General features: G+C 64.4%; 12 protein-coding genes. 3 read left to right on the forward strand and 9 right to left on the reverse strand.

Annotated elements, in window-relative coordinates:
• Positions 1-63 precede the first annotated feature (63 nt).
• The 4 genes from phnE (YUA_RS0108950) to phnC form a co-directional block, all read right to left on the reverse strand.
• Complete coding sequence (gene phnE, locus YUA_RS0108950) at positions 64-909, reverse strand: phosphonate ABC transporter, permease protein PhnE (RefSeq protein ID WP_027530375.1); 846 nt, start codon at positions 907-909, stop codon at positions 64-66.
• Positions 906-1,790 (reverse strand): phosphonate ABC transporter, permease protein PhnE, encoded by an 885-nt coding sequence (gene phnE, locus YUA_RS0108955; RefSeq protein WP_027530376.1) that lies wholly within the window; start codon positions 1,788-1,790, stop codon positions 906-908. Before phnE (YUA_RS0108955) ends, phnE (YUA_RS0108950) begins: the two co-directional genes overlap by 4 nt.
• Before the next feature lie 73 nt (positions 1,791-1,863).
• On the reverse strand, positions 1,864-2,799 hold the full coding sequence (gene phnD, locus YUA_RS0108960) for a phosphonate ABC transporter substrate-binding protein (RefSeq protein ID WP_027530377.1): 936 nt from the start codon (positions 2,797-2,799) through the stop codon (positions 1,864-1,866).
• 70 nt (positions 2,800-2,869) lie between these two features.
• Positions 2,870-3,679: a phosphonate ABC transporter ATP-binding protein gene (phnC, locus tag YUA_RS0108965; RefSeq protein ID WP_027530378.1), complete on the reverse strand. Its 810-nt coding sequence runs from the start codon at positions 3,677-3,679 to the stop codon at positions 2,870-2,872.
• Positions 3,680-3,855: 176 nt separating this feature from the next.
• Between phnC and YUA_RS0108970 the strand changes: the two genes are divergently transcribed.
• Genes YUA_RS0108970 through YUA_RS0108980 form a run of 3 tightly spaced genes read left to right on the forward strand, consistent with a single transcriptional unit; the run spans position 3,856 to position 6,419 of the window.
• Entirely contained in the window at positions 3,856-4,512 is a 657-nt protein-coding gene (locus tag YUA_RS0108970) for a chloramphenicol acetyltransferase (protein ID WP_027530379.1), read from the forward strand.
• Positions 4,509-5,702, forward strand: a complete 1,194-nt coding sequence (locus YUA_RS0108975) for an alpha-D-ribose 1-methylphosphonate 5-triphosphate diphosphatase (RefSeq protein ID WP_027530380.1) — start codon at positions 4,509-4,511, stop codon at positions 5,700-5,702. The genes YUA_RS0108970 and YUA_RS0108975 overlap by 4 nt, the downstream gene beginning before the upstream one ends.
• 18 nt (positions 5,703-5,720) lie before the next feature.
• The gene (locus tag YUA_RS0108980; RefSeq protein WP_027530381.1) at positions 5,721-6,419 is read left to right on the forward strand and encodes a DUF1045 domain-containing protein; all 699 of its coding nucleotides are present in this window, start codon (positions 5,721-5,723) and stop codon (positions 6,417-6,419) included.
• A gap of 3 nt (positions 6,420-6,422) precedes the next feature.
• Here YUA_RS0108980 and YUA_RS0108985 read toward each other — a convergent pair whose 3' ends face one another.
• From YUA_RS0108985 to YUA_RS0109005, 5 genes are all read right to left on the reverse strand, one after another.
• Positions 6,423-7,016, reverse strand: a complete 594-nt coding sequence (locus tag YUA_RS0108985; RefSeq protein ID WP_035970686.1) for a hypothetical protein — start codon at positions 7,014-7,016, stop codon at positions 6,423-6,425.
• An 83-nt stretch (positions 7,017-7,099) separates the two neighbouring features.
• On the reverse strand, positions 7,100-8,500 hold the full coding sequence (locus YUA_RS0108990) for a selenium-binding protein SBP56-related protein (RefSeq protein WP_027530383.1): 1,401 nt from the start codon (positions 8,498-8,500) through the stop codon (positions 7,100-7,102).
• A gap of 282 nt (positions 8,501-8,782) precedes the next feature.
• On the reverse strand, positions 8,783-9,721 hold the full coding sequence (locus tag YUA_RS0108995) for a dihydrodipicolinate synthase family protein (protein ID WP_027530384.1): 939 nt from the start codon (positions 9,719-9,721) through the stop codon (positions 8,783-8,785).
• Positions 9,722-9,859: 138 nt separating this feature from the next.
• Entirely contained in the window at positions 9,860-11,941 is a 2,082-nt protein-coding gene (locus YUA_RS0109000) for a methyl-accepting chemotaxis protein (RefSeq protein WP_027530385.1), read from the reverse strand.
• 120 nt (positions 11,942-12,061) lie between these two features.
• On the reverse strand, positions 12,062-12,832 hold the full coding sequence (locus YUA_RS0109005; RefSeq protein ID WP_027530386.1) for an enoyl-CoA hydratase: 771 nt from the start codon (positions 12,830-12,832) through the stop codon (positions 12,062-12,064).
• Positions 12,833-12,836: the final 4 nt, after the last annotated feature.

Raw genomic sequence — 12,836 nt, forward strand, 5'->3', positions numbered from 1 at the left:
TTCAAGGCTCTCGATAGAAATGGTGGGCACGCTTACGCTTTGCCCACCCTACGGCACCTTTGATCAGGCCACAGCCCGCCTGCCAATAATCGCAAACCGCAGCTTGCCCGAGATGAAATCGATCGCGGCGACCGCGACCAGGATCATCAGGATCAGGAACGACACCTTCTGCCATTCCAGTACGCGGATCTGCTCGGCGAGCTGGAGGCCGATGCCGCCGGCGCCGACGATGCCGATGATGGTGGCCGAGCGCGTGTTGGATTCGATGAAGTAGAGCACCTGGCCGGCGATCACGGGCAGCACCTGCGGCATCAGGCCGAAACGGATCTCGTGCAGCGCGCTGCCGCCGGAGGCACGGATGCCCTCGACCTGCTTCTGATCAGCCCCTTCGATCGCCTCAGAGAACAGCTTTCCGAACGCGCCGAAATCCGACACCGCGATCGCAAGCACGCCGGCGAACGGGCCGAGCCCGACGACATTGATCCACACCAGCGCCCAGATCAGCGTATCGACGCCGCGAATCGAATCGAGGAAGCGGCGCACGGGAAAGCGGAGAATGTTCGGCACGATATTGCGCGCGGCGAGCAAGCTGACCGGCAGCGCGAACACCGCGGCCAATGTCGTGCCCAGCAGTGCGATCGACAGCGTTTCGCCCAGCGCCTTCAGATAGACCGGCAGCGAGGAGCCGGGATCCGGCGGGATCATCATCACGCTGATCCAGCCGAGCTGGCTGAGACCCGCGAAGAAGCGCGACGGCGAGAAGTCGAGATCGACGAGGCCGTAGACCAGGATCGCAAGCGCCGCGACGATCATCGCCGGCATGGCGAGCCGCGCCGAGGCGGGCCGGTCGAACACGTCGGGATAGCGCGCGCGAATCTGCGCGGTATCGACCTCCTGCGGCCTCGTCACGTCCGCGCCTCCTTGCCGAACAGGCGGCCGCGCAGCCAGCCAGTACCGATGTCGATAATGAAGACCGTGACGATGATGGCGAGCAGGATGGCGCTGACGTCCGAATAGTAGAATTTGCGGATCGCGACGACAAGCTCCTGCCCGATGCCGCCGGCACCCACGAAGCCCATGACAGAAGCCTCGCGGACATTGATCTCGAAGCGCAGCAGTGCGTAGCTGGCATAGCCCGCGGTCACTTGCGGCACGATGGCAAAGCGCATGCAGGACAGCCAGCTCGCGCCGGTCGAGCGGATGCCTTCGACCGGCTTCATGTCGGCGTTCTCGACGATCTCCGAGAACAGCTTTCCGAGCGCGCCGGTGGAGTGGATTGCAATCGCCAGCACGCCGGCCATTGGGCCGAGACCGAAGGCGATGACGAAGATCAGCGCGAAGACGATGCCTGGGACGGTACGCGCGAATTCAAGCAGGCGGCGCACCACGAAGCGCAGCCATGGCGACGGCGACGTATTCTCGGCGGCAAAGAAATTCAGGCCAAAAGCAAAGACGGCGCCAGTCAGCGTCCCCACATAGCTGATCAGCAGGGTCTCACCCAGCATCTTCAGCCATTTGCGCCAGCCCCAGAGCCACTCGCCAACATCGGTCCAGACGCGCTGGCCGCTGTCGAGCGTGAGGATGCGGTCGAAATAGCTGACGAAGTTGCCGAAATGGGTGAATAGCGTGCGCAAATTCACTTCCGCGCCGACCGCGGCGAGAAGCAGCGCGGCGGCGAACACCACGGCTCCGAACAGCAGACGCCATCGCCTGCGCGCAACCGCCTGGCTGTAAGCGGCATTGAGCGTCGCCAGTTGCTGCTCGGGAAGGATCGAAACCGCGATGGTCATTGGTCAAAGAGGACCCGTCAAAAGAGAAAGAGCCGGGTCCATCGACCCGGCTCCAGTGCGTCGTCCCAAAAACTCAGGACGCCTTCTTCTTACGCAGTGCATCGACGAACTTGATCAGCTCGATCGTGCCATCCCAGTCCTTGGTGGTGGCGGGATGAAAACCCTTCTTCTGGCCGTCGGAGAGACGGTCGAATGCCGCCTTGTCCTTGGTCGGCGCATCGAAGAACGCCTTCGCGATCGCCGCCTTGGCGTCTTCCGGCAGGTCCGAATTGTAGGCATAGGGGCCGTTGATGATCGGCGCCGACTTGTGGATGATGCGGAAATCGTCCTTTTTCATCGCCGAGCCGTCGGCATTCTTCAACATGCCCTTGGTCAGCATCTGCGCCAGCGTGGAATCGTCGTCGCTGGTCCACTGGTTGGCGGCGACATCGACCGTGCCCTGCGACAACGCCAGCAATGCGTTCTCGTGGCTGCCGGTGAAGACAACCTTGCCGAAATAGCTTTCGGCGTCCGTGATGCCCATCTTGTTGAGCTCGAACCGCGGCACATTGTTGCCGGAGGTCGAGTTCGGATCGACCAGACCAAGGTTCTTGCCCTTGAGCTCTTCCACGGTCTTGTAGGGGCTGCTCGCCTTGACGAAGAACATCGAGTAGTAACCGGTCGAGCCGTCGGAGTTGATGTCGTTGGCGAAGGCGTCGGTCTTGACGCCGGTCAGGCGGGCACGGGCGAACGAGGCCGAGCCATAGCTGGCGATATGGATGTTGCCCGCGCGCTGGCCTTCGATCACGGCGGCATAGTCGTTGGCGATGCGCAACGTGACCTTCACGCCGAGCTGTTTCGACAGATATTCCACGAACGGGGTCCAGCGCTCGGTCACGCCGGAGGCGTTCTCGGCCGGAACGACCGCGAAGGTCAGCTCGGGATATTTGGCTTTCCAGTCGTCCGCCGAGGCGGAGGTCGTGAAGGCGAGCGCGGCGGTGCCGGCAAGGATTAGTCTGCGAGTGATCATGATACCCTCTTCATCGGTTGGGGTCGGTTGACGCGAAACTTATCAGCAGGACGTGACGGCGTTATGCCGATCAAGCCGCCGCGGCCGTTCCGAGTGCCGGAACGCCCTCCGGCGCCGGCGCAGCCGCGCCGCCCATGACGTCGGCGGCTTCGAGATCGTAGAGCTCACGCGCGACGAGATCGGTCAGCGCGGATGGCACGCCGTCGAACACCACGCGGCCCTGCGCCATGCCGACCAAGCGGTCGCAATAGTTGCGCGCGAGATCGAGCGAATGCAGATTGCAGATCACGGTGATACCGAAGTGCTTGTTGATGCGCAGAAGCGCATCCATGACGATCTTGGTGTTGCGCGGGTCGAGCGAGGCGATGGGCTCGTCGGCGAGGATGATGTCGGGCTGCTGCACCAGCGCCCGGGCGATCGCGACACGCTGCTGCTGGCCGCCGGAGAGCTGATCGGCACGCTGGGCGGCGAGCGAGGCGATGTCGAACTGCTCGAGCGCCGACATGGCCAATGCCTTGTCCTGCTCGGGCCAGATCTGCGACAACGAGCGCCAGGCCGGCATCGTGGCAAGGCGTCCCATCAGGACATTGGTCAGCACGTCGAGCCGGCCGACCAGGTTGAACTGCTGAAAGATCATCGCGGACCGCGCCCGCCACTGCCGCAGCTCCTTGCCGCGCAGTGAGGTGACGTCGAGGCCGTCGAACAGGATACGGCCCTGGGTCGGCGTCACCAGACGGTTGATGGTCCGCAACAGCGTCGACTTGCCGGCGCCGGAGCGCCCGATCACACCGACGAAGCCGCCGGGGGAGATTTGAAACGAAGCGTCGTCCACCGCGGCTTTTGCGCCGAAGCGGCACGTCAGACCTTCCACCACCAGCATGCAGGGCTCCAGAGTAGCTGGAGCCCACCGCTATCCCTGCCGCTTGACACTTGTGTGACATGCGCGATGCAGTGCGGCGATCCAACACATCTCATCCCCTGTCATTGTATCGTCATGACACTGTCATCGAGCCGCTCGAAGACGAGCGCCCCCGCCTTCCAACTATCGGACGCAACATGGCCAAGGTGCTTTCGGTCCAACCGACGATCGATCCTTCGGCGAAGCTGCATGAGACCCGGCTCGGCGCCTATACCGAGGTCGGCGCCCGCACCATCCTGCATGAAGTGGCGATGGGTGATTACTCCTACGTCGTCAACGACGCGCAGATCACCTACACCACCATCGGAAGGTTCTGCTCGATCGCGGCGATGACGCGGATCAATCCCGGCAATCATCCGATGCATCGCGCCACGCAGGCACACTTCACCTACCGCTCCAGCGCCTACTTTCCGGGCGAGAGCGACGACACCGATTTCTTCGACTGGCGGCGCCAGCATCACGTCCATATCGGCCATGACGTCTGGATCGGCCACGGCGCGATCGTGCTGCCGGGCCGCAACATCGGCACCGGTGCGGTGATCGCAGCGGGCGCCATCGTCACCAAGGACGTGCCGGCCTATACCATCGTCGCCGGCAATCCGGCGCGCATCGTGCGGCGCCGGTTCTCGGAAGAGGTTGCCGGACGGCTTGCCAAGCTGGCATGGTGGGACTGGGATCACGATAAATTGCGTGAAGCGCTGCCCGATTTCCGCAAGCTCTCGATTGAAGATTTCCTGACGGCATACGAAGCAGGGGCAAGCTCCTCTTCCAGCAAACGAAGCGCGGTCGCGTGACAGACATTTTCATCGAGGGCGGCCGGATCCTGATCGGCTCCGAGTTCGCCGAAACCTCACTTGCAGTATCGGGAACCGACATCGCGCAGATCGACGCATCTCGCTGCCGCGCGCGGCTGGCGATCGATGCGCGCAACCTGCTGGTGCTGCCCGGCATCGTCGACCTGCATGGCGATGCCTTCGAGCGGCAGATGATGCCGCGCGCCGGCGTCGATTTCCCGATCGACGTCGCGCTGGCCGACACCGACCGCCAGGTCATCAGCAACGGCATCACCACGGTGTTCCACGCCACCACCTGGTCGTGGGAGCCGGGCCTGCGCAGCGGCGACAATGCAAGGCGTCTGCTCGAGGCGATCGAGCGGCAGCGTCCGCAATTTGGCGCCGACACCCGCTTCCATCTGCGGCACGAGACCTACAATCTCGATGCCGAGGACGAGATCGGCCAGTGGCTCGCCGATGGTCGCGTCGACCTGTTCGCCTTCAACGACCACATGAACGGGGTCATTGCCGACATCTCCAATCCGCGCAAGCGCAACCGCATGGTGGAGCGCACGGGGCTATCGAGCGAGGCATTCGACAAGCTCGTCGCGCATATCGTCTCGCGCGCCGCCGATGTTCCGGCGTCGATCACCCGGCTTGCTGCCGCGGCTCGCGCAGCCGAGGTGCGGATGCTGTCGCATGACGATGCAACGCCGGCAATGCGCCGGGATTTTCGCGACATGGGCGTGAAGCTCGCCGAGTTTCCGATCAATGAGGAGACGGCGCGCGAAGCCGCAGATCATGGCGACGCCATCGTCTATGGCGCGCCGAACGTCGTGCGCGGCGGCAGCCACACCGGCTGGACCAAGGCCTCGGACATGATCGCGAAGGGACTCTGCACGGTGCTGGCCTCCGACTATTACTATCCGGCGCCGCTGCTCGCTGCCTTCCGCCTTGCCGCAGACGGCGTGCTGCCGCTGACGGAGGCCTGGAAGCTGATCTCGTCGGCACCGGCGCTAGCGACCGGCCTCACCGATCGCGGCACGCTCGCCGCAGGCCATCGCGCCGACATCCTGCTGGTCGACGACGGCACGCCACAGCGGCCGCGGCTGGTCGCGGTGATCGCCGCCGGCAAGCTCGTGCATCTCACCGATGCGACACGGCTGCTCGCTAATGCAGCGATGCCGCGCGAGACTGTCGTCGCGGCATAAATTGGTTATGCTCAGGCAATGACTGGTTTTTCCCGCTACGCGATCTATTTTGCCGCCGGCGCCGACCATGCGCTGTCCCGCTTCGGCGCCGAGTTGCTCGGCTATGATGCCTATACGGGCGACGAGATTTCGTTTCCGCAGGACGCCCTGCATGTCGCGCCGGACTGGCGCGACATCACCGCTGATCCCCGCAAATACGGCTTTCACGGCACGCTGAAGGCGCCGATGGCGCTGGCGCCCGGCAAGACCGAGGCCGAGCTCAAGGCTGCCTGCGCGGCATTCGCCGGCAAGACGCGACCGATGCCGGTGATCCGGCCGGTGGTCGCTGCCATCAGTGGCTTCCTTGCCGTCATCCCGGCCGAGCCAATCGACGCGCTCCAGCAACTCGCCGCCGATTGCGTCCGCGACTTCGATTCATTTCGTTCGCATCTGACGGCGGAAGACCGCGTGCGGCGCAAGCCCGAAAAGCTCACAGAGCGGCAGCGCGAGTATCTCGACCGCTGGGGCTATCCTTACGTGATGGAAGAATTCCGCTTCCACATGACGCTGACGGGGCGGCTCGATGCGGACCGCCGCGAGCCGATTTTGGAGATGCTGCGCGGGCGGTTTGCGACGCTTGATCTAGAGACGCTGACGATCGACCGCATCGCAATGTTCAGGCAGGAAGATGCCGCCTCACGCTTCCGTATCATCGGCGAATGGGCTTTGACGCGGTAGATTTCAGCGCCAGCTCGCAAGATTGAAGGCGAGCGCCACCGCGCCAACCAGAACGAGGCTGGCCGCCCAGACTGCATCCAGATTGAACCAGCTTCGCGAGACGAACCTCAATCCCAGATGGCGGTAGACCAGCCAGGCCAGACATCCGCCGGCGCCGATCATGGCGGTAACGTGCACCAAGGACACCAGCACCGCCATCCCGAGACTTGCCTTCATCAGCGCACCCGCCGCCTCATGGCCGGCATCGAGCTCGAAGGCCTGGCAGAGCCCGAGATAGATCGGTACGAGCATCAGGGCGGCGCCGTGAGCAATGGCAACGGCAAATGACCAGAGCGCCAATTGCGTTGGCGCAATTCGTGCCAGCGCGCGGGGATGGCGCCGCGCGATCAGCCGATAGACGCCGAAGCCGATGACGAGAAGGCTCGCGCCCAGCTGGATCAAACGCTGCCACTCGGCCAGTACGAGCAGGAACGCGAATGGCAGCAGCACGAGAAGTGTTGCCAGGAGATGCCCGGCCGACAGAGCCCACAACGCACGGAACAGCGCGCGTGGGCTCTTGTCCATGAGCCCGGCCGAAACGGCGAGCGGCCATCCCATTCCCGGATTGCCCCCGTGGTAGAGACCACTCGCAACAAGAGCGAGCCAGAGCCAGCCAAGCGCCGGGCTCCCGAGCCCCCCGTCTAGACCGACGGGTAACAAAAGGAGTCCGTCGAACAATCGCCGCCCTCGAGCCTGATCTGGTGCGCGCGATATCCGTCGGGGAAGCTCACGAAATAGTCCTTGTCGAGCTCGATGCCACCGTTGCGACCGACATTGGCCATGACCTCCACGCCCGGAACCCCATCGGGATAGAACTGGTCGTCCCAGGTGGAATAGAGGGAATTGGTCCAGTACACGCGCCTGCCATCGCGGCTGATCTCGACCATCTGCGGACCTGCCGCAAATGCCTTCCCGTTCGGATGGGGAGTTCGGCGCGCGATACCGCCGATGTAGACGGAGCCCGCAAGCTTCGGCTTTCGCGGATCACTCACATCGTACTGGCGCATTTCACCCGTGCCCCAGCACGAGACATAGAGAAACCGGTCATCCATCGACAGGTCGATGTCGGTCACCAGCGGCGGCACGGCGCCAAATCCCTGCAGCAGCGGCGGGAGCTCCTCCTTTGGCGCGGGTTCGGGAGGGATCGTCGCCGTCTTCTCCGCATGGAATTTTCCGCCGTCGCGCCACCAGGTCCAGATCGAGGCTTCGAGATTGGTGGTGTCGACCACCACGCCGACGAAACCGTATTCGCGCACCGGATCGTGTGCGGGTCGCACCTCCAGCGCCATCTGATGGTTGGCGCCGAGGTCGATGGTTTGAACGTTGCGCCGGGCCCGGAGATCCCAGAAGTGGAGCCGGTGGCCGTATTTGTTCGACAGGAGATCTTCGGGGACGATCCCGTTCTCGAACTGCGGCGGCAGCGCCCATTCGCTCGTCACCATGTAGTCGCGCGGCAAGTTCCACCAGAAATCATAGTGCCGCGTCTGCGGACCGCGATCGATCTCCCAACGTCCGAGAACCTCGAACGTCTCGCAATCCATTATGAAGATGCCCGGAGGCCCGCTCGTGCCATCCTTGCCGCCACCGCCCAGCGTGCTGACGTAAATGCCGTCCGGCCCGCAATGGATGGTGTGCGGCCGCGAGTAGCCGGTTTTCTTGAAGACTTCCTCCGGCTCGATGATCTTGTGAATCCTGGCTTTGGTCGGATCGGGCTTGGTGTCGATGATGTAGATGCGCGACGACCGCAGTCCCGGGATGATAAGATAGCGCCGCTCGATGAAGGCGTGTCCGGCGAGCGGAGACAATGCGGACGAGCAAGCATTCCAGCCGAAGTGATGAAACTCGTCGCCCTTGTTCGGCATCGTTACGGTGTGGACGATCTGGCTATAGGTCGGCGATCCCGGCTTGACGTCGATGACCGCGAGCACATCCGGCTTTGAAAAATCCGGACTGAGCAGCAACGTATAGGCAAAGGTCTCCGGCGGAGCTTCCATCGCGAGTTTGGGCGATGCGTGGAAGGTGGGATCCGGCCTCATTGTCATGGCACTGCCTCCCTGTTTGCGCGGCTTGCGCCAACCTGCTCGGGACACGGCATAATGAAGAGCTGTTGCGTGACGTCTTGAAGTCTCTTCAGCCTTGGCTGGCCAGCGCACAATACGTCATCGCGCCGCCCCGCGAAACTGCCCGAAGCGCGCCAATTCGACGCCTCCAGCCGAAATGGGGCTGGCGGGACTAGGCGGAACACTCGCGCGTCTTACTCGGGGTCGTCCCGGCCTGGTGCGCAATCGCGCGCGGGGGCCGGGACGACGACGGAGTGTTTGGCGTTATTTCCCCCAGCGCAGCGCCAGCGCGTCACGCTCCTTGGCCAATTCCAGCAACCCGGCCCGCGTCGCAGGATGCAGCGGCTGCAGCGGATGGCGCACAGCGTCCGATTTGATCACACCGCCGGCCTGCATCATCGCCTTGCAGGCGATCAGGCCGCATTGGCGGTTCTCGTAGTTGATCAGCGGCAGCCAGCGTTCATAGGCGGCCTTCGCCTCCTCGCGCTTGCCGGCAAAATAGGGATCGATGATCTGGCGAATGCCGTCGGGATAGCCGCCGCCGGTCATGGCGCCGGTCGCGCCCGCATCGAGATCGGCGAGCAGCGTGATCGCCTCCTCACCATCCCAGGGACCCTCGATATCCTTGCCGCCCGCCTCGATCAGGCTGCGGAGTTTTGACGCCGCGCCTGCCACCTCGATCTTGAAATAGCGGATGTTGGCGAAGTCACGCGCCAGCCGCGCCAACAACTCGACCGACAACGGCGTACCAGCCACCGGCGCATCCTGGATCATGATCGGGATGTTGATCGCCCCCGAAAGCACCCTAAAGAATTCGACGACGCCTTTTTCAGGCACCCGGAAGGTCGCGCCGTGATAGGGCGGCATCACCATCACCATCGCAGCTCCAGCGGCCTCGGCCTGCTGGCTCCGTGCCGCGCACACGGCCGAGCTGAAATGGGTGGTGGTGACGATTACGGGCACGCGGCCCGCGACCTGCTCCAGCACCGCATGCATCACGGTCTCGCGCTCGGCATCGGTCAGCACGAATTGCTCGGAGAAATTGGCGAGGATGCAGATGCCGTGCGAGCCAGCATCGATCATGAAATCGATGCACCGGCGCTGACCGTCCAGGTCGAGCTCACCGCGCTCATCGAAGATGGTAGGCGCGACCGGGAACACGCCGCGATAGGGGCGCTGGGCCTTGTGTGGGGTGACCGGCATCGAAATTATCTCCCTGTCGTCCTGCCGTTAGTTTTGATGCGCCGGCGAGGCATGTTAGAGCGTGGTACCGCTACCATTTACAGGGCGCAGGCACGCGCGGCAATGCCGATCCGCGCGCCGTTGAACAGGGAATGAAACTTACGCGGTCTTCACCGCGCCAAGGAAGCCCTCGACCGCGACGCGGAGGCGGTCGGCGTCGGCCGACATCTTGCTCACGGACTGGGACAGCACCGTGCCGGCGTTGCCAGTCTCCTGGTTGAGCTTGGCGACGCTGCCGATGGTATCGGTGACCTCGCGGGTGCCCTGGGCGGCATGCTGGAAGTTGCGCGATATCTCGGTGGTGGCCGCGCGCTGCTGTTCGACGGCAGCCGCGATCGCGGTCATCTTCTCGTCGATGCCGCTGATGGCACCGCCGATCGAGCGGATGGCGGCGACCGCCTGCCCGGTCGCACCCTGAATTTCCTCGACCTGGCGCGAGATTTCCTCGGTCGCGGTCGCGGTTTGGGCCGCGAGGCTCTTGACCTCGCCGGCAACCACCGCGAAGCCGCGGCCGGCTTCGCCGGCGCGGGCCGCCTCGATGGTCGCATTCAAAGCGAGCAGATTGGTCTGGCCGGCGATGGCGTGGATCATCTTCACGACTTCGCTGATGCGGCCCGCGGTCTGGTCGAGAATCTCGACGGTGGCGTTGGTCTGCTCGACCTGCGACACCGCTTCGCGCGCATCGCGTGCGCTGGACTGCACCTGCGCGGAGATTTCACCGACGGAAGCCGAAAGCTCCTCGGTCGCAGCCGCAATGCTTTCGAGATTGTTGGTGGCCTGCTCGGCGGCGGAGGAGACCGCAGCCGTCTGGCTGCTCGATTCCGAGACCAGCGTGCGCACATCGGTCGCGGTAGCATCGAGCTCCCTGGCCGACGCGGCAACGCTGTGAATCACCGCCTGCACGGTGTCGTCGAAACTACGGCACGCGTCGTCGACGGTACCGGAGCGGGCGAGTTGCAGCGCCTGCTGCGATTCGCGCTCCTGGCCCAGACGTTCCGCGGTCGCCGCGCTCTCGCGCAAGCTTTCGAGGGCAGCGGCCATGGTGCCGAACTCGTCGGGATAGCGGGATTGCGGAACCTGCGTTGCGTAGTCGCGGGCGCTGATGCGCGCGATGGCATCCAGGATGGACCGCACCGGACGCATCAGGCGATTGCGCACGACATAGACGCCGGTCAGGGTTACGGCGAGCGCGATCAGGAACGCGAGCGACTGGATCACGAGATTGGTCAGCGCCTTCGCCTGCACCGTCTCCGCCCGCGCGATCGACTGGTCGAGCGCCTTGGTCGCGACCGCGACGATCAGGGGGAACGGCGACTGGCACAGCGTATTCCATTCGGACGCAGGCATCGCCGGCTTGCCGCTGCCGTCAAAATTCCTGGTGAACTCGTTGATCTGCTTGAGGACACCGTCGGTCTTGGCCTGCGCGTCCTTCGCTGCGGTGACCAATTCCGCCGTCACGTCGGGCGCAGCCAGCAGTTCGCCCATGCCGGACCAGCCGGAGGCGATGGTTCCGTCCCACTGCGCCAGTGAACGCTTCTGGGTGTCGTCGAGTGGCTTGCTGCCGTTGACGTTCGAGCGCAGTGCCGAACAATGGATCCCATAGCGGTCGCGCACCTGCCAGGCGAGACGGCGGACCTGGATCATGCGGGCGATAAAGGGATCGTCCTTCCAGGCGCGGTTCGATACCGCGGTGGAGGCGAGGTTCGCGGTGTCGATCACCTTGGTGACGGCATCGTACCAGGAGTTGGTCCGCTCGATCTTGCGCTCGGCGCGCGGACGCTTGGCCTCATCGTAGAACAGCTGGAATTGCGGTGCGGCCTCGCCCCAGCGCTGCTTCAGCGTGCTCGCAAGCTCGTCGCGGCGGGCGAAATCGACAGTGGCGAGCGCGGTGCTGATTCCTTCATAGCCGCCTTGCTCGGCCTTCTCGGCTTCGCCCAGCTTGGCACGCGGATCGTCCTCGCCGAGGATGGCGCTCTGGGCGTCGCCGCGATTGTTGCGCAAGGATAGCACGCCATGGAAGATCGCCTTGTCGGCCGCGGCAAGCCGCGCGGTCTCGAGACTGTTGCTGTAGCGGCCGAAGGCCCCGACCATCTGGATCGCCGTGCTGGCGAGCGCACCGGCTGCCAGCAAGGCCATCAACACCAGGAGAAGCGAACTTACCGATTTCTTAAACATTGCCATAGGGTCAGGGGCCTACTCTTCACGAGAGGCCACCTTGCACCGCGAATGCCAATGTTCCGTTAAGGTTTTAGTCAAATGCCGGGAATGCCGGTTTGCCAAACCTCTGGGCAGGCCTAGGCGTCACGAAACCTTCGTGAAATCCGGCGGGCGTCGCTCGGCGAACGCCGTGAACGCCTCGCGTGCCTCCGCGGTGCGCAGGCGTTGCGCGAACTGCTCGCCCTCGGCCTGCATCTGCGCGACCAGCGCCTCGCCGTTGCGCATCAGCTTCTTGGTTGCGGTGAGCGCGCCGGCCGGCTGTCGGGCCAGACGCTGGGCGAGCGCGAGCGCCTCGGCGTCGAGCTTGTCGAGCGGCACCACGCGGTTGACCAGGCCCCATTCCAGCGCGGCCCTGGCGGGTACGGTCTCGCCGAGCGCAAACATCTCATAGGCACGGGCATAGCCGATGCGCGCCGGCATCAGCAGGCTGGAGGCGGCCTCCGGCACCAGCGCAAGGCTGACGAAGGGCGTCGACAATTGGGTGTTGTCGGCGAGCACGACGAGATCGCAATGCAAGAGCATCGTGGTGCCGACGCCGACGGCGCGCCCCTGCACGGCCGCGACCAGCGGGCGGGTGCAACGCGCCAGCGACTGGATGAAACGGCCGACATTGCGGCTGCCTTCGGACTTGCCGTTCGCCACGGCCGCAAACTCGCCGACGTCATTGCCGGCGGTGAACATGTCACCCTCGCCGCGGATCAGCAGCACGCGCGCGAACGGATCGAACTCGGCGGATTCGATGGTGTCGGCGAGCTTGGCATACATCGCATCCGTCAGCGCGTTCTTCTTGTCGGGGCGCGCCAGAGTGATCGTGAGAATTCCGTTGCTGTTCTCAACTCGCACATGCTCGGTCATGGGT

Source organism: Bradyrhizobium sp. WSM3983 (assembly GCF_000473045.1).
Taxonomy (GTDB): Bacteria; Pseudomonadota; Alphaproteobacteria; order Rhizobiales; family Xanthobacteraceae; genus Bradyrhizobium.

Coding starts and splice junctions, on each gene's coding strand:
- phnE (WP_027530376.1), bottom strand. CDS start 1,790: ATGACCATCGCGGTTTCGATCCTTCCCGAGCAGCAACTGGCGACGCTC.
- phnD (WP_027530377.1), bottom strand. CDS start 2,799: ATGATCACTCGCAGACTAATCCTTGCCGGCACCGCCGCGCTCGCCTTC.
- phnC (WP_027530378.1), bottom strand. CDS start 3,679: ATGCTGGTGGTGGAAGGTCTGACGTGCCGCTTCGGCGCAAAAGCCGCG.
- YUA_RS0108970 (WP_027530379.1), top strand. CDS start 3,856: ATGGCCAAGGTGCTTTCGGTCCAACCGACGATCGATCCTTCGGCGAAG.
- YUA_RS0108980 (WP_027530381.1), top strand. CDS start 5,721: ATGACTGGTTTTTCCCGCTACGCGATCTATTTTGCCGCCGGCGCCGAC.
- YUA_RS0108985 (WP_035970686.1), bottom strand. CDS start 7,016: ATGGGATGGCCGCTCGCCGTTTCGGCCGGGCTCATGGACAAGAGCCCA.
- YUA_RS0108990 (WP_027530383.1), bottom strand. CDS start 8,500: ATGACAATGAGGCCGGATCCCACCTTCCACGCATCGCCCAAACTCGCG.
- YUA_RS0108995 (WP_027530384.1), bottom strand. CDS start 9,721: ATGCCGGTCACCCCACACAAGGCCCAGCGCCCCTATCGCGGCGTGTTC.
- YUA_RS0109000 (WP_027530385.1), bottom strand. CDS start 11,941: ATGGCAATGTTTAAGAAATCGGTAAGTTCGCTTCTCCTGGTGTTGATG.
- YUA_RS0109005 (WP_027530386.1), bottom strand. CDS start 12,832: ATGACCGAGCATGTGCGAGTTGAGAACAGCAACGGAATTCTCACGATC.